The organism is Glycomyces algeriensis, assembly GCF_027622855.1.
Taxonomy (GTDB): Bacteria; Actinomycetota; Actinomycetes; order Mycobacteriales; family Micromonosporaceae; genus Glycomyces; species Glycomyces algeriensis.
This window is the reverse complement of record NZ_JAPZVR010000001.1, coordinates 412526-434478: the sequence shown is the minus strand read 5'-3', so window position 1 is coordinate 434478 and position 21953 is coordinate 412526. Positions and strand designations below refer to the sequence as shown.

Genomic DNA, 21953 nt, shown 5'->3' with positions numbered 1-21953 from the left:
GCCCCGAAATGGAGACCCGCACATGAGCAGCCAGCACCTCTGGTACATCCCGAACCAGGCCCGCCCCGGGCACCGCGGCGACGACGTCGTCGAGGGCCACAACAGCCTCGAGACACTCACCGCCCACGCCGAAGCGCTCGAGGAGCACGGCTGGGGCGGCGCGCTCCTCGGCACCAGCTGGGGCCGGCCGGACACCTTCACCGTCGCCACCGCGCTCGCCGCGCGGACCACCAGCTTCAAACCCCTCATCGCGATCCGGCCCGGGTACTGGCGCCCCGCCAACTTCGCCTCGGCCGCCGCCACCCTCGACCACCTCACCGGGGGCCGGGTCCTCGTCAACATCGTCTCGGGCAGGGACGGCCTCGAGGCGTACGGCGACACCGAAGGCGCGCAAGCGGACCGGTACGCCCGCACCAAGGAGTTCATCCAGATCGCCCGCCGGCTCTGGACCGAGGAGCGCGTCACCTACAAGGGCGAGTACTTCAGCGTCACCGATTCGAGCCTCGAGCTGAAGCCGGTCGCCGACGGCGCGCGCCGGCACCCGACCCTGTACTTCGGCGGCGCCTCCGAAGCGGCCGAACGGGTCGCGGCCACCGAAGCGGACGTGCAGCTGTTCTGGGGCGAACCGCTCGACGGCGTCGCCGAGCGCATCGACCGGCTCAAGCAGCTCAGCGCCTCGCTCGGCCGCGAGCACGCGCCGCTCGAGTTCGGCCTGCGCGTCACCACCCTCGTCCGCGACACCACCGAGCAGGCCTGGGCCGACGCCGAAGCGCGCGTGCAGCAGATGGCCGACGCCGGCCGGGCCGCCCCCGACCACGACTGGCGCCGGGCCACCGGCCAGCGCCGGCTCCTCGATCTGGCCGCGCGCGGCGACGTGCTCGACGACAACCTCTACACCGCCCCGGGCAAGGTCGGCGGCGGCGGCGCGGGCACCACCTGGCTGGTCGGCTCGGCCGAGGACGTGGCCAAGTCGCTGCGCAAGTACGAGGCGCTGGGCGTCAGCCACTTCGTCCTCTCCGACACGCCGTACCTGCAGGAGATCAAGCGCCAGGGGAACCAGCTCCTGCCGCTCCTGCGGGACTGACCGCGGTCCGTTCGAGCAGTGCCGGCGCGACTGCTCGAACGGCCCGCCGCAAGACTGCGCGGCGCGCGTCGGCACGACTGCCGATGCCCAGCCGGCACGACCCCTGAAGCACAGCCGACACGACTCCCGATGCCGAGCCGGCGCGACTCCTGAAGCCAGATCCGGAAGGCTCCTGAATCCAAGCCGCACGGCTCCCGAAGCGGGGCAAGACCGGCGAACGCGCTGCTCAGCACCAGTGGTTCTCACCGTCGGTGATCACATGGGACCAGGGTTGTCGTACCCTCTTGTTAGGATGACCTCTCTACCGCTCCGGCCCGCCACGAGCACGGCGGAGCGGCTTCGACAGCCCTTCTGAAGACCCACCTCTCGAAGATCCGCCTCTCGAAAACCTGCCTCTTGAGAACCCACCTCTTGAATCTCCTGCAGAGCCATAGAAGAGCTCAAGATCCCATGTCTTAACCGTGGTCCATGGGAGCGCTGCGCCAACGAGGTCGCCGGCCGCTCCCGTACCCGCGTCGACCAGTGCGGCGAGCCCTGCCGCACGCGGTGCGGCGCGCACCTCGACTCGAAGGTGAGCATGAGAACCCCTGAAATCAACGTGCGCCTGTTCGGCGCCATCGGTATGTCCATTGAGGACGAATCGGTCCACCTCGGACCCGCGCGGGAGCGGGAGTGCTTCGGCATCCTCGTCATCCGCCGCGGGTCACCCGTCCTCGTCGACCAGTTGATCGCCGACCTCTGGGGCGCCGCCGCACCCGCCAGCGCCGTCAACGTCGTCCACACCTACATCAGCCGCCTGCGCCGCCGCACCGGCAGCGCCGAAGGCGGCGGCCTCCTGCGGTCCCTGCGGCCCGGCTACTCCATCGCCCCCGGCGACATCACCCTCGACGTGGAGGAGTTCGAGGCCGACCGCCGCACGGGCATGGCCGCGCTCTGGGCCGGGCACCTCGGCCAGGCCCAGGAAGCGCTCGACCGCGCGCTCGACCGCTGGTCGGGCGGGGAGGCGCTGCACGGCGCGACCGGGCCGCTCGCGACCCAGGAGCGGCGCCGCCTAGAGGAGCTGCGGCTCGACACGCTCGAGACCGCGCTAGCACTGCGGTTGCGCTTCGGCGGGCGCAGCGACACACTGGCGGAACTCGCGACCCTGGTGCGGCGCCATCCGTTCCGGGAGCGGTTGTGGATCCTCCTGATGCTGGGCCTGGACCGGGAGGACCGGCGCGGCGAAGCGCTCGTGGCCTACCACGACCTGCGCTCGCTCCTGAAGGAGGACTTGGGGATCGGCCCGTCCCAGCGGGCGCAGGAGCTGTTCTTCGACCTGCTGGCCGACCGTCCCCGGGAAGAACTGTGGACCGAGCACCTGACCCTCGCCGCACAGCAGCGGTGAGCCGAACAACGAGGAGTGACATGCGACGACACCAGATCGGCGGAACGACGGGGTTCGAGGCCTCCCAGTTCTGCCTCGGCACCATGTACTTCGGCACGACCGTGGGCGAGGACGAGGCGTTCGCCATCCTCGACCGGTACGCCGAGGCCGGCGGGAACCTGCTCGACACCGCGAACTGCTACGCCTTCTGGGCCGACGGCGGCACCGGCGAGGAGAGCGAGGCGCTGATCGGGCGCTGGCTCGCCGCCCGGGACGCGGCCGGGACGATGCGGGTGGCCACGAAGGTCGGGTCCGCGCCCGCGCGCCCCGACGAGCCGTACCACGGCGGGAACCGGGAGGGCCTGTCACCGGAGCGGATCGCCGAGCAGTTCGAGCGCAGCAGAGAACGACTGGGGGTCGAGTCGGTCGCGCTGTACTACGCGCACGCCGATGACCGCGAGGTGCCGCTCGACGAGACGGTCGACGCGTTCGCCCGGCTGGTCGAGAAGGGGTCGGTGGGAGTCCTGGGCGCGAGCAACCACGCGTCCTGGCGGCTCGAGCGGGCCCGGGCGAGCGCCGCGCGGGCTGGCCGCGAGGGGTACCGGGCGATCCAGCAGCGGCACACCTACCTCTACCCGCGGCCGCTGAACGTGCCGGTGCCCGAATCGATCCAGCTCGCGGCGAGCGATGAGCTGCTCGACTACGCGGTGGCCGAGGACCTGCCGGTCTTCGCCTACTCGCCGCTGTCGAACGGCGCGTTCTCCAGGTCGGACCGCAGGCCGCCCGGCGCGCCTGTGGACTACGACCACGCCGGATCCGAACGCCGGGTCGCGGTGCTGCGCGAGGAGGCGGCGGCGCTGGGGGTGACGCCGAACCAGCTCGCGCTCGCCTGGCTCACGTCAGGTCCCGCGACGGTGATCCCGATCCTCGGGGTCAGCAGCGTGTCGCAACTGGACGAAGCCCTGGCCGGGTCCGGGATCGAACTGGACGCGGCCGTTCGCGATCGGCTCACGGCGGCCTGATCCGCTCCAGCTGAACCACGTTCCGCGACGCATCGCTCGCGGAACGTGGTTCAGTTTCGTTTCAGTCCCGGTCGAGTCCCGGTCGTGGCTCGATAGAGGTGGTATAGAGACCCGGTCGAGGTGCGATAGAGGCCCGGTCCAGCACGGTTGATTACGTTCAGTACCAAGAGATTCACCTGCTGTGCTACGGAACTGAGCGAGAGTGACCCATGGGACGAGACCCCGCCCGACCGCGCGAACCGGCCGCCGGACCGCTCTTCGTCAGCGCGATCGTGCCCTGCCACAACGCGACCGGCACACTCCGGGACTGCCTCGGGGCCCTGCGGAACCAGACGCGGGCGCCCGATGAGGTGATCGTGGTCGACGACGCCAGCACTGACGAGTCGGCGGCGATCGCGGCCGAGTTCGGGTGCGAGGTCATCCGGTTGGAGCGCAACGGCGGACCGTCGCGGGCGCGCAACACCGGGATCGCCGCCGCGCGCGGCGAAGTCCTGTTCTTCGTGGACTCGGACGTCGCGCTGCGGCCCGACGCGGTCGCGAACGCGATGGCGCTCATGGAATCCGACGCGGGCCTCGACATCGTGCACGGCACCTACGAGCCCGTACCGTTGCGCGGCAGGGGCGTCACCGAGTGGTACCTGGTGCTGCGCGAGGCGTTCTGGCGACACCGCTACGCCGGACCGGCCAATGTGGTCGTGTTCGCGGTCGCGGCCGTGCGGCGCGGCGTGTTCGAGCGGTTCGGTCCGCTCGACGAGCGGCTGCGCGACTGCGAGGACGTGGAGTACTCGGCGCGGATGGGCGGGCGCGCGGCGATCGTCATCGCCGAGTCCGTGGCCGGGAGCCACGACGCGGGCGGGTCGCTGCCGAAGGCGCTGCGGACCCAATGGAAGCGCTCCACGCCGCTGACGGCGCTGCGTCCGCGCGGGGTCCGGCTGGAGCGCATCAACCGCATGCGGTCGCTCGCGGCGACGGCCGCCGCGCTCGCGTCCCTTCCGGTCGCGGTGCTCGCACCGCAGGCGCTCCTCGCCACCGCGGCGGCGCTCGCGTTCGCCCTCGCCTCGGACGCGGACCTGCTCCGCTACGCCGCGCGCCACATCGGACCCGCGCGGACCGTGCCGCTCGCGGCCGTCCACCTGAGCTTCATGGCGGTCCTCGTCTGCGGCATCGCCGCAGGGCCGCTGATGCGCCGGGGCGCCCGCCCCGCCGCGAGCACCACCCCCACCACGAGGAACGAACCCTATGCGACTCATTGACATCGACGAAGCCGAGGCGATGGACCTCAAAGAGGTCCAGAAGCTCTACCGCCGCTACATCAACAGCAGCCAGGTCTCGCTCATGACCTCGTTCGGCTTCGGCCGCGAGCAGGTCGACCGCGCCGAAGGCTGCTACCTGCACCTCAAGGACGGCCGCCGCGTCACCGACCTCACCGGCGGCGTGGGCGTGCTCAACCACGGCCACAACCACCCCCGCATCCTCGAGGCGCGCCGCCGCTTCGCCGAGCGCGGCCGCATGGAGGTGCACAAGACGTTCTTCTCCCCCTACCTGGCGGCGCTCAGCCACAACCTCGCCGAGGTCCTGCCCGGCGATCTCGACCACTCGTTCTTCCCCAACTCCGGCGCGGAGGCCATCGAAGGCGCGGTCAAATGCGCCTACAAGTACCACCGCGGCCGCCGCAACACGGTCCTGCGCGCCACCTCCGCCTTCCACGGCAAACTGCTCGGCTCCGGCGGCCTCACCGCCGCCCAGGGGCACGGGTTCCGCTTCCCGACCATCCCGGGCATCGAGGACTTCGTCTACGACGACCTCGACTCGGTGCGCAAGGCCGTCGCCGCCCACCCCGGCAACGTGTACGCGCTGCTCATCGAACCGTTCAGCGCCTCCACCATGGGCCAGTGCTCCGAGGAGTTCCTGCAGGGGCTGCGGGCGCTGTGCGACGAGGAGGACATCGTCCTCATCTACGACGAGATCTACACCGGCTGGGGCAAGACCGGGAGCCTGTTCCACTTCATGCGCTACGAGGGCGTCATCCCCGACATCCTCTGCACCTCGAAGGCGCTCGGCGGCGGGAAGTCCTCCATCTCAGGGTTCGTGGTCCGCAACCGCCTGTACCGCAAGGCGTACGACAACCTCGGCGACGCCCTCCTGCAGACCACGAGCACGACCTACTACGGCTTCGGCGAGGAGTGCGCCACCGCCATCGAGGCCGTCAACATCGCGATCGAGGACGACTACCCCGCGCGGGCCCGCGCCATCGAGGCCGTGCTCGCGCCCGGGCTCGACCGGATCGCGAAGGCCTTCCCTGACGAGGTCGCGGACGTGCGCGGCTCAGGGGCCCTGTGGGGGCTGTTCCTGCAGGGCGGCCCGTCGTTCGTCGCGCCGCTCATGAAGCTCGTCCCCGGCGGACTCGCCAAGGACCCGGGCTTCCAGCAGAAGCTGCTCGCCTCCGCGTTCCTGCAGGCGATGTACGAGGACCACGGGATCTACCTGTACTACACCCTCAACGGCGAGCACCCCGTCGTCATCGGGCCGCCGCTCGTCACACCGCTCGACGAGGTGCACCGCTGCCTCGCCGCGATCGAGGACGTCCTCTCCTCCGGGCTGGGACGGCTGGTGCGCCGCTTCGTCGCGCAGAAGGTGAGCAACCTGTGGTAGACCTGCCCTCCCGCGTGCTCGTCACCGGCGCCGCCGGCGTCCTCGGCTCCCGGCTCACCGCCGACCTCCTCGCGGACGGCGTGTCGGTCGTGGCCTACGACCTGCGAGCGCTCGACCCGGCCCCCGGGCTGACCGTGCGCACCGGCGACGTCCGCGACACCACCGCGCTCAGCGAAGCGGCCGACGGCTGCACCACGGTCGTCCACTGTGCATCGGCGCTCCCGTCGTACCCGAAGGCCGACATCCGGTCGATCATCGTCGACGGCGCGCGGTCCATGCTCGACGCCGCGGCGAAGGCCGACGTCGAACGGGTCGTGCACATCTCCTCCACCGCGGTGTACGGCCTCCCGGCCCTCGTGCCCACGCCCGAGGACCACCCGCACGAACCGGTCGACACCTACAGCGCCGCCAAGGCCGAGGCCGAGGCGCTCGTCGTCCCGCACCGCGCCGACCGGTGCGTGAGCATCGTGCGGCCCAAGACGTTCCTGGGACCGGGGCGGCTCGGCCTGTTCGGGATGCTCTTCGAATGGGCCGAGGAGGGCCGCGACTTCCCCGTCATCGGACGCGGTGACGTTCGCGTCCAGATGCTCGACATCGACGACCTCGCCCGCGCCGTGCGCACCGTCCTCACCGCGCCCGACGACGTCGCCGCCGACACCTACAACATCGGCGCGGGCGAGTTCGGGACGCTCCGCACGGACTTCCAGGCCGTGCTCGACGAGGTCGGACGCGGCGGCCGCATCAGGTCCGTCCCGGCCGCCCCCGCCATCGCGATGCTCCGCGCCGCCTCGGCGCTCGGCCTCTCCCCCGTCTACGACCGCTTGGTGCGCAAGCTCAAAGCCGACTCCTTCGTGGACATCGCGAGGGCGTCCGAGCGCCTGGGCTTCACGCCCGAGCACTCCAACCGCGACGCGATCCTGCGCACCTTCCGGTGGTGGCGCGAGCGTCCGCCCGCCCCGCGCGGCGCCGCCGGGGCCACCAGCTCGGACCGGTGGCGGCAAGGGATGCTCGCCGGCGCCAAGATCCTCTTTCCACCCGCACGAGCGCAGGAGGGCCGCCATGACCAGCCTCAAGCCGGAAGCAATCGCTCCGGCCGAACCCCGGACGCCTAGCCTCCGCGCGGCCGCCGCCGGGGCGGTCGCGCTGGCCCGGCCCCGCCAGTGGGTCAAGAACGTAGCGGTGCTGCTGCCGTTCCTCGACCCGCAGGTGTGGGACCGCGCGACCATCGCCGGGCCGCTCCTCGCAGTGGCCGCGTTCATGCTCGCGTCCTCACTCGTCTACGCCGTCAACGACATCGCCGACCGCGAACGCGACCGCCACCACCCGGTCAAGCGGCACCGCCCGCTCGCCTCGGGAGCGCTCTCGGTGCGCCAGGCCGTGCTCGTCGCGGCCACGTGCGCCGCCGGCTCGGCGGCCCTGGCGATCGCGGCCGCCCCCGGACTGCTGGTCCCCATCGGGGCGTACGTCGCCCTGAACTTCGCGTACAGCCGCAAGCTCCGGGACGTGCCGGTGCTCGAACTGTTCACGGTCGCGGCCGGCTTCCCGCTGCGGGCCCTCGCCGGGTACCTCGTGCTCGGCGCCGCGCCCGCGAGCCTCATCGTGCTCGCGACGCTGTTCGTCTCGCTGCTGCTCGTGCTCGGCAAGCGCCGCAGGGAGATCGTCGTCGCCGGGACGGCCCACCGCGCGGCGCTGCGCGGCTACACCGCCTCGATGCTCGAGCACTTCATCTCCATCGCGGGCGGGCTCGCCACGGCCACGTTCCTGCTCTTCGCGCTGCGCGGCCCGCACGCCACCGAATCGGAAGGGCCACAGGCGATGCTGGTGATCCCGCTGCTGCTGATGGCGCTGTTCCGCTACCTCCAGCGGCTCGAGCTGCGCGGCGGCGACGGCGACCCGACGCGCCTGCTGCTGCGCGACCCCGTGCTCCTGGCCATCGGCGCGGGCTGCCTCGCATGCCTCGCGGCCACTGAGCTGATCGACATGTCCGACCTGTTCGGCCCGAGTGATTGAAGGAGACCATGAGCCTGACCGAGAACCCCGCCCCCGCCCCCACCACTGAGGACGCGGCACCGAAGAAGCCCCGGAGACTGCGGCGCCTGGGCGTCCGCCTGGTCGTGGGCCTGACCGTATCGTGGGCGGCCTTCCTCGTCGCCCACCTCGTCCTGGCCGGACGGGTCTGGTGGTGGTCCCTCATCGAGATGGTGCCGCCGTTCGCGCTCCTCGTCCCGCCGCTCCTGCTCGCGCTGTGCGCGATGGCCCTCGCCCGCGGCAAGCGCTGGCGACTGTGGATCGTCCACCTCGCCGTGTTCGCGATCGCCTACCCGATCGCCGGCATCAACCTCTCAGCGCTGTTCACCGGCCCGCCCGGCGAGGGCACCGCCGACGTCTCCGTGTTCACCTGGAACGCCGACTACTGGCACTACCGCTGGGACGACGCCGACGAGTTCTACGACTACCTGCTCGCCCAGGACGCCGACGTCTACCTCCTCACCGAGTACCTGACCCGCACCGACCGGGTCGAGATCATCGACGACGAGGCCGCCCTCCGCGAGCACTTCCCCGACTACGAGCTCGTCATCGCCAGCGAGATGGTCACCCTCTCGCGCTTCCCGATCGTCGAATCCGAAGCCCTCGACACCGAGGCGCTCATCGACGAGGGCGACCCGGGCGCGCCGCCCGCCGACGACCCCTGGCGCGAGTACTGGACCACCAAGATCCTCCGCACCGACATCGACGTCGACGGGCAGGTCGTCTCCATGTACAACCTGCACCTCTCGGTGCCCGTGCCCACCGGCGAGGCCTCGCCGCTCAGCGCGGACTTCTACGAGTACGTGCGCTCGCAGTACCAGCGCCGCACCTCGCAGTTCACCGTGCTCAACGAGGACATCGACGCCAACCCGCACCCGGTGTTCATCGGCGGCGACCTCAACTCGACCATCCTCAGCGCGGGGGTCGCCTCGCTGCGCGACCGCCTCGACTGCCCCGACCCGGACTCGGTGATGCCGGTCAGCTGGCCCTCCATCCGGTTCCCGTTCCCGAAGTGGTGGCGGCTCGACTGGGTCTGCACCGGCCCGGGGCTCGGCGTCGCCGAGTACGCGATCGTCTCCAGCGAAGGCCTCTCCGACCACGACGCCCAGATGGTCGGGCTCGACATCCGATAGGAGCCCGCACGGTGAACTCCCGATACGACGCCTGCGTCGTGCTGAACTACTACGCCCCCTACACCAGCGGGCTGACCAGGGTCGCGATGGACGTGGCCGAGTCCTTGGCGGCCGACGGGAAGCGCGTCGCCGTCGTCGCGTCCCGCCACGACCCGGCCCTGCCGCGCTTCGAGGTCCGCGGGGGCGTGCACGTCCACCGCGCCCGCGTCGCCGCCCGCATCGGGCGCGGCGTGGTCAGCCCGGGGTTCGCCTCGCTCGCGGGCCGGATCGCGCGGCGGTCCGATGTGGTCAATCTCCATGTGCCGATGCTGGAGGCCGGCCTCATCGCGCGCGCGGCGCGCGGCACGCCCGTGGTGGTCCACCACCACGACGACGTCTGGCTCTCCGGGGGCGCCACGGCCAAGGCGCAGATCGCGGTGGTCGACGCCTCGGTGGCCGCCGCGCTGCGCCGCGCCGCCGCGGTCGTCGTCGCCAACCTCGACCACGCGAAGTCCTCGCGGCACTGGGCGATCATGGAGCAGCGGCGCGTCTGCGCCGTCCCGCCGCCGTGCCGCGAGCGCGGCCCCGGGAAACCGGTGTTCCGCGACGGCGCGGGACCCCACATCGGGTTCCTCGGGCGCATGGCCCCCGAGAAGGGGCTCCACCATCTCGTGCGGGCCTTCCGGGACTGGGACGACCCGGCGGCGCGGCTGCTGCTCGCCGGCGACGAGAGCGTGGCCGGCGGCGACGTGGTCGCGCGGCTGCGCGGCCAGGCCGCCGGGGACGGCCGCATCCGGTTCCTCGGGCGGCTCGAGGAGCCGGCGATCGCCGACTTCCACGCGTCCCTCGACGCCTTCGCGCTGCCGTCCGTGGCCGAGGAGTCCTTCGGCATCACCCAGACCGAGGCCATGATGTCCGGCGTCCCGGTCGTCGCCTCGGATCTGCCTGGCATGCGCGTGCCGTTGCAGACCACGGGATTCGGCGAACTCGTCGAGTCCGGCGACGCGGACGGGCTGCGGGAGGCGCTGCGGCGCGTGGCCCGCTACCCGGCCGGGCGCCGGTCCGCCGGCGCGGGGGGCGCGGCCGCCGCCGTCGGCCAGGAGTCCGCGTTGGGGGCCGTTTGGGGGGGGGTCGGAGGGGCCGCGCGCGCGCCCCCCCCCCCCCCCCCGGGGCCCCCCCCCGCCCCCCCCCCCCCGCCCCCGCCGCCCCCGCCTCGCCCAGGCGTAGACCACCGCGGCGGAGGCGACCTCGCCGAGCGTGGCCACCGCCCTGCTCGTCACGGCGACCGCCCCCGCCATCGGCAAGGGCAGCACCAGGGTCAGCGCCGCCACCAGGATGCCCTCGCGGACACCCAGGCCGTCGGGCACGATCACCACGAGCGAGCCGACCACCAGCGCCAGCCCGAACAGGCCCACGCACAGCAGGTAGGACCGCCACGGGTCCGCGCCGGCGGCCAGCGCCAGCACCCACAGGTGGTGGCCGGTGACCAGCCACGACACCGTCTGGTAGAGCAGCGAGGCGCGGATCGACCTGCCGCTGTAGGCGGGCGGGGCGGGCTTGCGGACGATCTTCGTGGTCAGGGCCGCGGCGCGGTTGACCAGGGCGGGCCGGACGAAGAGCACGAGCCCGGGGACGGCGGCGAGGAGCACCCACCAGCCGCGCGGGCCGAAGGCCGCCGGGGCGGCGAGGAGGCCCGCGAGCATTCCGGTGGTGATCATGACGCCGATGTTGAGCACGTAGACGCCGGCCATGCGGGCCGGGCCGACGCCGACCTCGGTGCCCATGCGCATGTTGACGAACAATGTCCACAAGCGACCGGGAAGGTATTTGACGAGCATGCCGGCGAAGAAGATGTTCGCGGCGTCGCGCACCGGCACCGGTTCGCCCGCGCCGTTGACGATCGCGCGCCAGGCGAGCATGCCGAGCACGAGGCCGACGAGGTTGATCAGGCCAGCCAGCACGATCTGCGGCACGTGCTCGCCGCTGGCGAACGCGAGCGCCGCGCTCCAGTCCTGGCCGCGCATGGCCGCGGCGACCGCGACGACGACGGCGGCCATGACGACGATTCCCGAAAGGCGCCAGAGGATGCGTTTCATGCCCGGACCCTCCAGACGGCGGGCCGGAGGACCCCGACGAGGCTCGCGAGGCCGGCGGTGCCGACGTACAGCAGGTGCAGCGCGAACACCGTTGCGGCCCAGCGGTGGCCGTTGGCTGCGGCGGCCGTGAGGAGGGGCGCGCTGGCGAGGGCGAACGCGGCGGTGAAGAGCACCGGGAGGAGTGCGAGCCAGGGCGACCAGATCGCGAGGGGCGCGGTGGCGGCGATCGCGGCGGCGGCGAGGACCGCCGCGGGCCCGTAGGCGCCGGTGCGGACGGTGTTCGATGTGGACGGACTGCGGCGGGCGCGGGCGAGGAGTTCCGCGAAGCGCAGGGAGCGGCGCCACTGCTCGGCGAGGAGGGCGCCGAGCCGGTCGACGTCGTCGTGGCGGCCGACCACGGCCGGATCGGTCACGGCGGTCCAGCGGGCGGGGAGGCGGGAGCCGAACTCGACGTCCTCGCCGGAGCGCAGGGTCTCGTCGAAGCCGCGGGCGGCGGTGAAGACCTCGGTGCGGATCGCGGTGAGCGCGAAGAGGGTCACGTCGGTGGGCCCGGCGGCGGCGGTGCGCCAGCGGTGCTCGAAGAGGGTCTTGTAGCGCTCGACGGGGCCGTCGTCGATCATCGGTTCGGCGGCGTAGACGCCTTGGACGAGGCCGACGCCGGGGGCGGCGAGCGCGGCGGCGGCGCTGGCGAGGGCGTCGGGCCGCAGTTCGATGTCCGCGTCGAGGAAGAACAGGACCTCGCCGACCGCGCGGGCGGCGCCGAGGTTGCGGGCGGCGGCGGGTCCGCGGTTGGGGTCGACCGTGATCGTGCGGCAGGGGAAGCCGGCCGCGATCGCGGCGGTGGCGTCGGTGCTGGCGTCGTCGACCACGATGACTTCGACGGGCAGAGCGGATTGCGCGTATACCGCTGATAGGCATCGCGCAAGGGTTTTGGCGGCATTGTGGCAGGGGATGACCACCGACCATGGAAGCTCTGTCGACATATCCCGATACTCGCTTCCGGTTCTTGAATGCGACGATATTCGACCTGTACGAGTACGGTCATTCCATGCCGCTTGAACAGGAAGATCGTGCTACCTGGCGCTTGCACGGCGGCCTTGAATGCGCCTGTACGGGACCTTGACGAATGGCGATTCGGTATCACTCGTCGGCGCTGTCGAATACGGATTCCCGAGCGGTGCGCGGATTGCGCGGTAATGGTCCGCGTGTTATTTTGGTGGCGCTTCATCGACCATTCTTAGCCCTATACCCCAAGGGATGCAGCATGACCGCGCAACTCTCCACTCACCAGTCCGCTGAAACCAGCGCCGCCGCCGACGTCCGCCCGCCGCGCAGCCTCGCGGTCGTCCGGATCGTCCTCGGCTGGATCTTCCTGTGGGCCTTCCTCGACAAGACGTTCGGATTCGGCTTCAGCACCCCCGCGAACGAAGGCTGGATCGACGGCGGCAGCCCGACCGCCGAGTTCTTCTCGGGCGGCGCCGGCGGGATGTACAACGGCGCGTCCGGGATGGTCTGGGCCGACTGGCTGTTCATGGCCGCCCAGGCCGGTCTCGGGATCGCCCTCATCCTCGGCGTCTGCCTGCGCCCGGCGGCGATCGGCGGCGCGGTGCTCATGCTCGCGCTGTGGGCCTCGATGCTCCCGCTCGAGTCCAACCCGGTCGTCGACCCGCACTTCGTCTACGCCACGGTCATGATCGCGCTGATCTTCACCAGCGCCGGGGACCGGTGGGGGCTCGGACTCGCCTGGGGCCGGCTCGGCCTGGTGCGGCGCTTCCCGATCCTGCGCTGAACCCGAAGGCGTGCAGGCGATCCCGTGCGCCGGGAACCACCTCGACCGCGCCGGGCGCTCTGCGGAGCGCTCGGTGCGCGGCCTTGTGGTCCTCCCCTATTCGAGCAGCTCCGCGTCGTGCCGTTCGAAGAGCAGCCGCATCGCCTCCGGGCTCTGGTCGGCCGCGGCGTGGATGGCATTGATCAGCGCGTTCGTCTTGGCGCCCATGACGAGCAGGTACCGGGCCGGTTCGGCGCGGGGGTTCCAGAACGTGTGGGCGAGTCCGCCCGGGACGATCGCGGCGCCGCCCGCGGGGACCTCGACCTCCTCGTCGCCGATCCGCACGGCGAGCGTCCCTTCGAGCACGTACCAGGCCTCGTCGTCGCCGTGGCGGTGCAGCGGCGCCTGGTAGACGAGCGAGCCGTCCGGGGAGCCGTCGGCCTCCCACTCGGCGAGCACGAGGTCGGAGCCGGGCGGCGCGAGGGTCTTGCCGCGCAGGTGCGGTTCGAACGAGTCCGGGACGGACATGGGCTTCACCTAGCGTCGATGTCGGTCAGTTGAGTCGCGGGGCGGTGGCCGGGAGGGGCCGGGCGCCTTCGGGGCGCAGGCCGTCGAGGATGAGCTGCAGGTAGCGGCGCCACAGGTCGGGGGATGCGTCAGGCACGTATCCGGCGACGTAGTTCGGGGCGCACATCAGCAGGAACACGTCGGCGCCCGTGACGTCGTCGCGCAGCATGCCGTGCTCGCGCGCCCGGTCGGCGAGCGCGTCCACGGCGGCGAGCATCCGGTCGCGGGCGCGGCCGACCTCATTCAGCGACGCGCTCGCCTCGGCCAGGAAGGACAGGTCGCGCTCCTGCCGCTGCATCGCTGCGGCCGTGAGGAACTCGCGCAGGGCCTCCCCTGCGTCGGCGGCCTCGCAGAGCCGCTCCCCCAGGTCGCTCAGCGCCTCCATGCGGTCGATGAGGATCGCGGCGATCAGGTCGTCCTTCGTCGGGAAGTGCCGGAACACCGTGCCCTTGCCGACCCCGGCCCGGCGGGCGATGTCCGTGACCGAGGCGTCGAGGCCGTGCTCGGCGAACTCGTCCGCGGCGGCGGCCAGCAGGAGCCCCCGGTTGCGGGCGGCGTCGGCGCGGAGCGGGCGGGTGTCGGGCATGGTCCCACCATACCAAGTTGACCGGCCGGTCCGGTTAGTGCTAGCGTTCCGACACGAAGGTGACCGCACGGTCCGTTTACCGCACCCCAAGGAGCGCACATGAAGGCAGTCGTCGCCAACGACTACGGCCCGCCCGAGAGCTACACCGTCGCCGAGATCCCGGCGCCGCGGCCCGGCCCCGGCCAGATCCAGGTGCGCATCGCCGCCGCCTCGGTCAACCCCGCCGACGTGCAGGTGCCCAGCGGCGACTTCCGCGAGCAGTTCCCGCTCGAGTTCCCCCACGTGCCCGGCAACGACTTCGCCGGCACCGTCAGCGAACTCGGGCCCGGCGTCACCGCCTACGCGGTGGGCGACGAAATCTTCGGCCAAGCCGTGCCGCGGGCCCTGCGGGCCATGGCCGGCACCGGCAGGCCCTCACTCACCACCGGGACGCTCGCCGAGTACGCGGTCTTCGAAGCCGACACCCCGTTCATCGCCCGACGGCCGCAAGGGCTCAGCGTCGAGGACGCCGCGGCGCTCCCGACCGCGGGCCTCACGGTCCGCGCCATGCTGGCCACCGCCGAGATCGCGCCCGGTTCGTCGGTGCTCGTCGTCGGGGCCACCGGCGGCGTGGGCACGGCGCTGCTGCCCGCGCTGGCGGCGGTCGCGACGGTGACCGCGACGGCGAAGCCGGAGGACGCGGACCTGGTGCGCGGGCTCGGTGCGGCGGCGGTGATCGGCTACGACGCCGCCGAGTACCCCTCCGATGTGGATGCGGCGTTCAACCTGGTACTGCCCGGCGACCGGCTCACCGAGGTGGCGGCGGCGCTGCGTCCGGGCGGCCGCCTGGTGAACATCACGTTCCCGGTCACCCAGCCGGAATGGCTCGGGCGCGACGATGTCGACCTGCGGTTCGTGCTCGACATGGACGGGCGGCTCGGCGGGATGGCCGAGGTCGCCGAAGCGGCCGCGGGCGGCGAGCTGGCCGCGCACATCGGTCGCCGGTACACGCTCGACCAAGGGCCGCAGGCGGTCGCGGACTTCGCGCGGCGGCACACCTTCGGGAAGCTCGTGGTCCGGGTGTTACCAGCCGAACCCGGAGGCCGGTTCGAGGACCTGCTCCACCACGTGCTCGGCGATCGCCATCGACGAGGTGGCCGCGGGCGAGGGCGCGTTGCGGACGGCCGTGACGGGGCCGAGGCGGTGGATCCGGAAGTCGTCGACCAGGCCGCCGTCCCGGTCGAGGGCCTGGGCCCGGACGCCGGCGCCGTCGCGTTCGACGTCCGCGAAGCCGATCTCCGGGAAGTACTGCTGCGCGGTCTCCATGTAGGCGCGCTTGGAGACCGAGCCGTAGACCTCGAGGGCCCCCATGCGCCAGTGCCGGGCGGCCATCCGCCAGGCCCCGGGCCAGGCGGCGAGCCGGGCGATGTGGGCGGGGCTGAGGTCGCGCCAGCGGTAGCCCTCGGCGGCGAGCGCGAGGACCGCGTTCGGTCCGATCTCCACCGTGCCGGAGTCGATGCGGCGGGTGAAGTGGACGCCGAGGAACGGGTACCCGGGCACCGGCACGGGGTAGACGAGGCCGCGCAGGAACTCGGCCTTGGCGTTCTTCACGCGCAGGTACTCGCCGCGGAAGGGCACGATGCGGGGGCCGGGCTCGTCGCCGGCGAGCGCCGCCACGCGGTCGGCCTGGAGCCCGGCGCACAGGACCAGGTGGTCCACGGTGACCCGCTCCTCCCCGGAGGCGACGCGCACGCGCGACCCGGCCGGTTCGATCCCGTCGACGGGGAAGCCCAGGCGCACTTCGCCTCCGGCGGCGGTCACCTCGGCGGCGAAGGCGCGCGCGACGGCGGCGTAGTCGGTGATGGCGCTCCCCGGGGAGTGGATCGCGCCGAGGCCGGTCGCGTGCGGCTCGATCTCGCGCAGCTCCTCGGGGCCGACGCGGCGCAGGCCCGGCACGCCGTTGGCGACAGCGCGCCCGTAGAGGGCGTCCATGCGCGGCACCTCTTCCTCGCGCACCGCGACCACGAGCTTCCCGCACTCCACATAGGGCAGCTTGTGCTCGGCGCAGTACGCCTTGAGGAGGGCCACGCCGCGGGTGCACAAGCGGGCCTTCAGACTGCCCGGCACGTAGTAGATCCCGGCGTGCACCACCCCGGAGTTGTGGCTCGTCTGGTGGGCGGCGACGCGGTCCTCCTTCTCGAAGACCACCACCCGCGCCCCCGGGCGGCGCCGCGCCAGTTCCCGCGCGACCGCCAGACCGACGATCCCCGCGCCTACGACTCCCAGTACCTCGTCAGCCATAACGGACCTCCACGATTGCCTAAAGCGTTCCCAGCGGTCCCTTTTATAAACGCCGCCTTCGCGATCGGTGTCGACTTCAGCCGACCCTATCGTTCACTTCCGTTGCCGCTCAACCGGTCAGGGCCGAGAGCATGAGCAGGCCCGCGCCCGCGCCCGAGAGCACGAGGGTCGCGAGCTCGAACTGCCGCTGGTTCACCCGGTGCACCACCGCGCGGCCGACCAGCGCCCCGACCGCGACGGCCGGGATGAGGATGACCGCCATCAGGAGGGTGTGCCAGGAGATGAGGCCGAGGCCCCAGCTGAATGGGACCTTGAACAGGTTGACCGCGAAGAAGAACCACGCCATCGTGCCCAGGAACCGCAGCTTCGGGAAGCCCGAGAGCATCAGGTACAGGACCATGACCGGGCCCGCCGCGTTCGCCATCATCGTGGTCGCGCCCGCCGCGACGCCCGCCCCCGCGGCGGCGCTCCGGCGGGCCAGGCCGCTCGGCGGTTTCGGGTCGATCGCCTTGGGCCGCAACCGGTTCCACACCTGGATTGCGAGCATCGCCAGGAGGACGGCGCCGATGACCAGCCGCATGAGCGTGTCGTCGACGAACCACAGCACGACCGCGCCCATGACGGTGCCGACCACCACCCAGGGGGCGAGGCGGGCGAGCACCCGCCACTCCACGTGCCGCGAGTAGAAGCGGATCGCGAAGAGGTCGGCGAGGATCAGCACCGGCAGCAGCGCGCCCGTCGACTCCTTGGCCGGCAGGACGGTGGCGAACAGCAGGATCGGCAGCGAGCCCATGCCGCTGAAGCCGGTCTTGGCGACGCCGACGAGCACCGCCGCGAGGGCCAGCATGGCCCAGGCGGCGGCGCCGTCCGGGAGTGCGGTCACGGCCGGAGCCGGCCGTCCACGCGCTGCGGGACGGCGGCGTCGTCTCGCAGTTCGGGCGGCAGCACCGACTCCGGCGCGTTCTGCCAGGTCATCGGGCGCAGGAAGCGGCGGATCGCGGTGGCGCCCACGGAGGTGTGGAGCGTGTTCGTCGAGGGCCACGGGCCGCCGTGGTGCTGCGCCCACGAGACGAGGACCCCGGTGGGGAACTGGTCGAAGACGAGGCGGCCGGCCAGCGGCGTGACGAGTGCGACGAGCGCGTCGAGGTCCGGGTCGCCTTCGGCGGTGTGGAGGGTCGCGGTGAGCGAGGCCGGGAGGGCCGCGAAAGCGCGGGCGAGTTCGGCGGCGTCGCCGTAGCGGACGGCGATCGCGCTGGGGCCGAAGCACTCTTCGGCGACGGCGGGCGTGAAGTCGGCGGCGTCCACTTCGAGCAGTCGCGGGCTGCCGAAGGAGCCCTCCTGCGGGGCGGCGGCGCCGACCGCGAGCTCCTTCACGCCGGGTGCGGCGGTGTAGGAGTCGGCGATCGCGCGGTAGGACTCGGCGATGCGGGCGTTCAGCAGCGGGTGCGCGGCGGTCTCGGTGATGAGGGCCGCGGCGGCGCCGAGGAGCTTGTCGCCTTCGGTGCCCTTGGGCACGAACACGATGCCGGGCTTGGTGCAGAGCTGCCCGCCCGATCCGGTGACGGAGGCGACGAGGCCGCTCGCGATGGCCTCGGGCCGCTCGGCGGCCGCGGCGGCGGAGACGACGAGCGGGTTGACGCTCGCGAGCTCGCCGTAGAACGGGATCGGCTCGGGGCGGCCGTTGATGATGTCCAGCAGGGCCTTGCCGCCGGTGAGCGAACCGGTGAAGCCGACCGCCTTCACCGCGGGGTCGGCGACGAGGGCCGCGCCGGCCTCGGTGCCGAAGACGATGCCCACGGTCCCCTCCGGCGCGTCCACGTCCGCGCAGGCCTGCACCAGCGCCTCATAGGACAGTTGCGAGAGGCCGAGGTGCGAGTCGTGCGCCTTCACGATCACCGGGTTCCCGGCGGCCAGCGCCGAGACGGTGTCGCCGCCGGGGACGGAGAAGGCGAGGGGGAAGTTGGAGGCGCCGAAGACGGCGACGGGGCCGAGCGGGATGAGGAGGCGGCGCAGGTCGGGGCCGGGTCCCATCGGGGTGTCGGCGGCGTGGTCGATCGTGGCTTCGAGGTAGCCGCCGTCTTCGATGACGCTCGCGAAGAACTCGGCCTGGTAGGCGGTGCGGGTGAGTTCGCCGTTGAGACGGGCCTCAGGGAGCCCGGTCTCGCGCTGGCCGAGGGCGACGATGGCGTCGCGGCGCTCTTCGAGGCGGGCGGCGACGGCGCGGAGGAGGCGGGCGCGGAAGGCGCGGCCGCGGCGGTCGAGTTCGGGGGCGGCGGCCGCTGCGGCGGCGGTGATGCGGCGGACCTCGACGGGCGAGGTGGGCGCGGCTTCGGCGACGGGGGCGCCGGTGCGCGGGTCGGTGCTGGTGATCTGGGCGTTCATGTCAGGCTCCTTGGTGTGCTCGGGCCGCTTGCGGCGGCGTCCGGTCGCTGTAGCCGAGGCGGCGGGAGAGGGCGGCGGCGGTCTCGGCCACGAGGGGGCCGAAGGGGTCGCGGGCGGCGTCCATGCGGTCGGTCGGCCCAGCGATGCTGATGGCGGCGACGACCGCGCCGCTCTGGTCGAACACGGGTGCGCCGAAGCAGGTGCTGCCGGCGTCGAACTCGCCGTGCTCCTCGGCCCAGCCGCGGCGGCGCGCTTCGGTGACGGCCTCGCGGAGGCGGTCGCGGTCGCAGACGGTGGCTTTGGTGAAGGCCTCCATCGGGAGTCGCGCGATGGTCTGCTCGCGGTGCTCGGGGGCGAGCCCGGCGAGGTAGGCCTTGCCCACGGAGGTGGCGTGCAGCGGCCGGCGCGCGCCGAGCTCGGAGCGGACGTGCACGGCCTGGTGGCCGATCTCGCGGAAGACGAACACGATCTCGTCGCCGCTGTGCACGCCGAGGCTGACGGTCTCGCCGGTGCGGTGCGCGAGGTCGCGCAGGATCGGCGGGGCGATGGCGTGGACGTCCATGTTGTGCAGGGCGGCCATCGCCATCCGGGCGGCGGCCGGGCCGAGGCGCCACTGGCCCTCGGCGAGGGTCAGGTACTCGGCGGTCTCGAGGCGTTCGACGAGGCGGTAGACGGCGCTGCGGCTCACGCCGACGGCTTCGACGAGTTCGGAGGTGGTCGCCTTGCCGCGCATGGTGAGCACTTCGAGGATCTCCAGGGCCCGGTCGAGTGCGCCCTTGGGGCCCTCGGCGCGGGGTGTCATGCGGCGCCCTCGAACTGTGCGGAGCCGAACCGTTCGGTGGCCTGGGTCCAGGCGCGGGCCTGCTCGCTGAGACTGAACCCGAGGCCGGGGCGGGCGGGCACGATCATGCGGCCGCCCACGGTCTCGAGGCGTTCGTTGAACAGCGGCTCGAGCCATTCGAAGTGCTCGACCCACGGGTCGTGCTCGTAGGCGGCGGCGAGGTGGAGGTGGATCTCCATGGCGAAGTGGGGTGCCATGCGGACGCGGGCGTGCTCGCCGAGGGCCATGATCTTGAGGAACGGGGTGATGCCGCCGACGCGGGGCGCGTCGGGCTGGATGAAGTCGACGCTGCGGTGGCGGATGAGCTCGGCGTGCTCGGCGGCGCTGGTGAGCATCTCGCCGGTGGCGATGGGGGTGGCGAGTTCGCGGGCGAGGTCGGCGTGGCCTTCGGCGTCGTAGGCGTCGAGGGGCTCCTCGATCCAGGTGAGCTCGAACGGTTCCAGGTTGCGGCCCATGCGGATCGCGGTGCTGCGGTTCCACTGCTGGTTGGCGTCGACCATGAGCGGGAAGTCCTCGCCCAGGTGCTCGCGGACGGCGGCGACGCGGCGCAGGTCGATGCGAGTGTCGGGCTGGCCGACCTTGATCTTGATGCCGCCGATGCCGTTCGCGATGGCCGCGTCGGTGTTCTCCAGGACCTCTTCGATGGAGGAGGAGAGGAAGCCGCCGGAGGTGTTGTAGCAGGCCACGGAGTCGCGGTGGGCGCCGAGGAGTTTCGCCAGGGGCAGGCCGGCGCGCTTGGCCTTGAGGTCCCACAGGGCGATGTCGAACGCGGCGATGGCCTGAGTGGACAGTCCACTGCGACCGACGGAGGCGCCGGACCACACGAGCTTGGTCCAGATGCGCTGGATGTCGTTGGGGTCCTCGCCGATGAGATCGGGGGCGATCTCGCGGGCGTGCGCGTACTGGCCCTTGCCGCCGGCGCGCTTGGAGTAGCCGTAGCCGACGCCTTCGAGGCCGGACTCGGTGCGGATCTCCGCGAACAGGAACGCGATCTCGGTCATCGGCTTCTGGCGGCCGGTCAGGACCTTCGCGTCGCTGATGGAGGTCTTGAGCGGGAGGATCGCGTGCGAGATCCGCACGGAGGCGATGCGGTCGACGCTCGCCTCGCCCCGCTGGAGGGCGCTGAAGTGGCGCTCGTTGACCGCGCTGGTCTCGGTGGCGCTCGTTCGCTCGATGAAGGTGGATTCACTGGACATGGCGGCTCGCTTTCCGGTGCGGGACAGTCCCATTCATTGGGAATTCATATCGATGAATGGGACGTGACGAGCTTAGGCCAGGGCCGCGGAGCGACGCAAGGGGCCCGGTTCCGGCGCCCGGACCGAAGGCGCACGTCAGCCGCGCGGGCGGACCTCGCGGTGTGACCGCTCTGGCATTGACGTTCCCGGCGGGGCGACTACCATCGGAAGTGGGATCCGGTGACCGGGTCCGCGGACGAGGGAGCTGTACCCGCACCACGACAAGACGGCCGGAAAGTCGAGGCTGTCGTCATGGCATGGATCGTCCTGGTCGCCGCGGGGATGATGGAGGCCGTCTGGGCCACCGCACTCTCCGAATCCAAGGGTTTCAAACGGCGCAAACCCACCATCCTGTTCATTCTCGCCCTGGCGCTGAGCATGGCCGGCCTGGCCTGGGCGATGCTCTCGCTCCCCACCGGCACCGCCTACGCGGTGTGGGTCGGCATCGGCGCGTCCCTCACCCTCGTGTGGGGCTTCATCAGAGGCGAGGAGCGGTTCACCGTCGCGCGCTCGCTCCTGCTGGTCCTGCTGCTCGGCTCGGTCGTGGGCCTGAAGGCGGTGAGCTGACCATGCCTTGGATCGTCCTGGTCGCCAGCGCCGTGCTCGAAGCCGTGTGGGCGACCGCGCTCGGCGAGTCCGGCGGGCTCGCCGAGCCCGTGCCCACGCTCGTGTTCTTCACGGCCCTCATCGGCAGCATGCTCGGACTCGGCTGGGCCGCAAAGCACCTGCCGATCGGCACCGCGTACGCGGTGTGGGTGGGGATCGGCGCGGCCCTGACCGTCGCCTACGCGATGGCCACCGGCGAAGAGGCCGTCTCGGTACTGAAGGTGGTGTTCCTGATCGGCGTCATCGGGGCCGTGATCGGTCTGAAGCTGGTCTCGCACGGGCCGGAGGAGCGCGAGGCCTCCGAATAGCGCCCTTCCGGGTCCACCGGGCA

Annotated in this window: 19 protein-coding genes, 3 pseudogenes and 1 riboswitch; of the genes and pseudogenes, 13 read left to right on the top strand and 9 right to left on the bottom strand. The window is 72.3% G+C overall.

Annotated elements, in window-relative coordinates:
- Positions 1–22 precede the first annotated feature (22 nt).
- From O2L52_RS01745 to O2L52_RS25380, 9 genes and pseudogenes are all read left to right on the top strand, one after another.
- Complete coding sequence (locus O2L52_RS01745) at positions 23–1084, top strand: LLM class flavin-dependent oxidoreductase (RefSeq protein ID WP_270113573.1); 1062 nt, start codon at positions 23–25, stop codon at positions 1082–1084.
- Between the two features lie 577 nt (positions 1085–1661).
- Positions 1662–2468: an AfsR/SARP family transcriptional regulator gene (locus O2L52_RS01740; protein ID WP_270113572.1), complete on the top strand. Its 807-nt coding sequence runs from the start codon at positions 1662–1664 to the stop codon at positions 2466–2468.
- 20 nt (positions 2469–2488) lie between these two features.
- Entirely contained in the window at positions 2489–3469 is a 981-nt protein-coding gene (locus O2L52_RS01735) for an aldo/keto reductase (RefSeq protein ID WP_270113571.1), read from the top strand.
- A gap of 209 nt (positions 3470–3678) precedes the next feature.
- The gene (locus tag O2L52_RS01730; RefSeq protein WP_270113570.1) at positions 3679–4722 is read left to right on the top strand and encodes a glycosyltransferase family 2 protein; all 1044 of its coding nucleotides are present in this window, start codon (positions 3679–3681) and stop codon (positions 4720–4722) included.
- The gene (locus tag O2L52_RS01725; protein ID WP_270113569.1) at positions 4709–6121 is read left to right on the top strand and encodes an aspartate aminotransferase family protein; all 1413 of its coding nucleotides are present in this window, start codon (positions 4709–4711) and stop codon (positions 6119–6121) included. Before O2L52_RS01730 ends, O2L52_RS01725 begins: the two co-directional genes overlap by 14 nt.
- Before the next feature lie 2 nt (positions 6122–6123).
- A complete protein-coding gene (locus O2L52_RS01720) occupies positions 6124–7233 on the top strand; it encodes an NAD-dependent epimerase/dehydratase family protein (protein WP_344474450.1) in 1110 nt (369 codons plus the stop codon).
- Positions 7181–8131 (top strand): UbiA prenyltransferase family protein, encoded by a 951-nt coding sequence (locus O2L52_RS01715; protein ID WP_270113567.1) that lies wholly within the window; start codon positions 7181–7183, stop codon positions 8129–8131. Before O2L52_RS01720 ends, O2L52_RS01715 begins: the two co-directional genes overlap by 53 nt.
- 8 nt (positions 8132–8139) lie before the next feature.
- Positions 8140–9282: an endonuclease/exonuclease/phosphatase family protein gene (locus O2L52_RS25295; protein WP_281846599.1), complete on the top strand. Its 1143-nt coding sequence runs from the start codon at positions 8140–8142 to the stop codon at positions 9280–9282.
- Positions 9283–9368: 86 nt separating this feature from the next.
- A pseudogene (locus tag O2L52_RS25380) lies at positions 9369–10244 on the top strand (glycosyltransferase family 4 protein); the annotation flags it as partial.
- 285 nt (positions 10245–10529) lie between these two features.
- Here the strand turns inward: O2L52_RS25380 and O2L52_RS25290 are convergent.
- Positions 10530–11318 (bottom strand): annotated as a pseudogene (locus O2L52_RS25290) (lysylphosphatidylglycerol synthase domain-containing protein); the annotation flags it as partial.
- Between the two features lie 35 nt (positions 11319–11353).
- Positions 11354–12340: a glycosyltransferase family 2 protein gene (locus O2L52_RS01705; protein ID WP_270113565.1), complete on the bottom strand. Its 987-nt coding sequence runs from the start codon at positions 12338–12340 to the stop codon at positions 11354–11356.
- Between the two features lie 281 nt (positions 12341–12621).
- Between O2L52_RS01705 and O2L52_RS01700 the strand changes: the two genes are divergently transcribed.
- Positions 12622–13146 (top strand): DoxX family membrane protein, encoded by a 525-nt coding sequence (locus O2L52_RS01700; RefSeq protein WP_270113564.1) that lies wholly within the window; start codon positions 12622–12624, stop codon positions 13144–13146.
- 96 nt (positions 13147–13242) lie between these two features.
- Here O2L52_RS01700 and O2L52_RS01695 read toward each other — a convergent pair whose 3' ends face one another.
- Together O2L52_RS01695 and O2L52_RS01690 are read right to left on the bottom strand one after the other, a co-directional pair.
- Positions 13243–13653 (bottom strand): cupin domain-containing protein, encoded by a 411-nt coding sequence (locus O2L52_RS01695; RefSeq protein ID WP_270113563.1) that lies wholly within the window; start codon positions 13651–13653, stop codon positions 13243–13245.
- A gap of 25 nt (positions 13654–13678) precedes the next feature.
- Positions 13679–14278, bottom strand: coding sequence for a TetR/AcrR family transcriptional regulator (locus O2L52_RS01690; protein WP_270113562.1), 600 nt, complete (start codon positions 14276–14278; stop codon positions 13679–13681).
- 99 nt (positions 14279–14377) lie between these two features.
- Between O2L52_RS01690 and O2L52_RS25375 the strand changes: the two are divergent.
- Positions 14378–15274, top strand: a pseudogene (locus tag O2L52_RS25375) (NADP-dependent oxidoreductase); the annotation flags it as partial.
- Between the two features lie 66 nt (positions 15275–15340).
- On the opposite strand, the gene lhgO reads toward O2L52_RS25375, so the two are convergent.
- The 5 genes from lhgO to O2L52_RS01660 all read right to left on the bottom strand — a co-directional run bounded on the left by lhgO (position 15341) and on the right by O2L52_RS01660 (position 20977).
- Positions 15341–16558, bottom strand: coding sequence for an L-2-hydroxyglutarate oxidase (lhgO, locus tag O2L52_RS01680; protein ID WP_270113560.1), 1218 nt, complete (start codon positions 16556–16558; stop codon positions 15341–15343).
- A gap of 109 nt (positions 16559–16667) precedes the next feature.
- On the bottom strand, positions 16668–17441 hold the full coding sequence (locus O2L52_RS01675; protein ID WP_270113559.1) for a sulfite exporter TauE/SafE family protein: 774 nt from the start codon (positions 17439–17441) through the stop codon (positions 16668–16670).
- Complete coding sequence (locus O2L52_RS01670) at positions 17438–18940, bottom strand: aldehyde dehydrogenase (NADP(+)) (protein WP_270113557.1); 1503 nt, start codon at positions 18938–18940, stop codon at positions 17438–17440. The genes O2L52_RS01675 and O2L52_RS01670 overlap by 4 nt, the downstream gene beginning before the upstream one ends.
- Before the next feature lies 1 nt (position 18941).
- On the bottom strand, positions 18942–19742 hold the full coding sequence (locus tag O2L52_RS01665; protein WP_270113556.1) for an IclR family transcriptional regulator: 801 nt from the start codon (positions 19740–19742) through the stop codon (positions 18942–18944).
- Positions 19739–20977 (bottom strand): L-talarate/galactarate dehydratase, encoded by a 1239-nt coding sequence (locus O2L52_RS01660; RefSeq protein ID WP_270113555.1) that lies wholly within the window; start codon positions 20975–20977, stop codon positions 19739–19741. Before O2L52_RS01660 ends, O2L52_RS01665 begins: the two co-directional genes overlap by 4 nt.
- 209 nt (positions 20978–21186) lie before the next feature.
- A riboswitch (guanidine-III (ykkC-III) riboswitch) is annotated at positions 21187–21251 on the top strand.
- 17 nt (positions 21252–21268) lie between these two features.
- On the opposite strand from O2L52_RS01660, the gene O2L52_RS01655 reads away from it, so the two are divergent.
- Both O2L52_RS01655 and O2L52_RS01650 read left to right on the top strand, forming a co-directional pair.
- Positions 21269–21583 carry a DMT family transporter gene (locus tag O2L52_RS01655; protein ID WP_270113554.1) on the top strand — a complete coding sequence of 105 codons (315 nt, stop codon included), beginning with the start codon at positions 21269–21271 and terminating at the stop codon, positions 21581–21583.
- Positions 21584–21585: 2 nt separating this feature from the next.
- Positions 21586–21930: a DMT family transporter gene (locus O2L52_RS01650; protein ID WP_270113553.1), complete on the top strand. Its 345-nt coding sequence runs from the start codon at positions 21586–21588 to the stop codon at positions 21928–21930.
- Positions 21931–21953: the final 23 nt, after the last annotated feature.

Coding starts and splice junctions, on each gene's coding strand:
- O2L52_RS01690 (WP_270113562.1), bottom strand. CDS start 14,278: ATGCCCGACACCCGCCCGCTCCGCGCCGACGCCGCCCGCAACCGGGGG.
- O2L52_RS01650 (WP_270113553.1), top strand. CDS start 21,586: ATGCCTTGGATCGTCCTGGTCGCCAGCGCCGTGCTCGAAGCCGTGTGG.
- O2L52_RS01745 (WP_270113573.1), top strand. CDS start 23: ATGAGCAGCCAGCACCTCTGGTACATCCCGAACCAGGCCCGCCCCGGG.
- O2L52_RS25295 (WP_281846599.1), top strand. CDS start 8,140: ATGAGCCTGACCGAGAACCCCGCCCCCGCCCCCACCACTGAGGACGCG.
- O2L52_RS01730 (WP_270113570.1), top strand. CDS start 3,679: ATGGGACGAGACCCCGCCCGACCGCGCGAACCGGCCGCCGGACCGCTC.
- O2L52_RS01665 (WP_270113556.1), bottom strand. CDS start 19,742: ATGACACCCCGCGCCGAGGGCCCCAAGGGCGCACTCGACCGGGCCCTG.
- O2L52_RS01670 (WP_270113557.1), bottom strand. CDS start 18,940: ATGAACGCCCAGATCACCAGCACCGACCCGCGCACCGGCGCCCCCGTC.
- lhgO (WP_270113560.1), bottom strand. CDS start 16,558: ATGGCTGACGAGGTACTGGGAGTCGTAGGCGCGGGGATCGTCGGTCTG.
- O2L52_RS01725 (WP_270113569.1), top strand. CDS start 4,709: ATGCGACTCATTGACATCGACGAAGCCGAGGCGATGGACCTCAAAGAG.
- O2L52_RS01740 (WP_270113572.1), top strand. CDS start 1,662: ATGAGAACCCCTGAAATCAACGTGCGCCTGTTCGGCGCCATCGGTATG.
- O2L52_RS01655 (WP_270113554.1), top strand. CDS start 21,269: ATGGCATGGATCGTCCTGGTCGCCGCGGGGATGATGGAGGCCGTCTGG.
- O2L52_RS01715 (WP_270113567.1), top strand. CDS start 7,181: ATGACCAGCCTCAAGCCGGAAGCAATCGCTCCGGCCGAACCCCGGACG.
- O2L52_RS01705 (WP_270113565.1), bottom strand. CDS start 12,340: ATGTCGACAGAGCTTCCATGGTCGGTGGTCATCCCCTGCCACAATGCC.
- O2L52_RS01735 (WP_270113571.1), top strand. CDS start 2,489: ATGCGACGACACCAGATCGGCGGAACGACGGGGTTCGAGGCCTCCCAG.
- O2L52_RS01695 (WP_270113563.1), bottom strand. CDS start 13,653: ATGTCCGTCCCGGACTCGTTCGAACCGCACCTGCGCGGCAAGACCCTC.
- O2L52_RS01700 (WP_270113564.1), top strand. CDS start 12,622: ATGACCGCGCAACTCTCCACTCACCAGTCCGCTGAAACCAGCGCCGCC.
- O2L52_RS01660 (WP_270113555.1), bottom strand. CDS start 20,977: ATGTCCAGTGAATCCACCTTCATCGAGCGAACGAGCGCCACCGAGACC.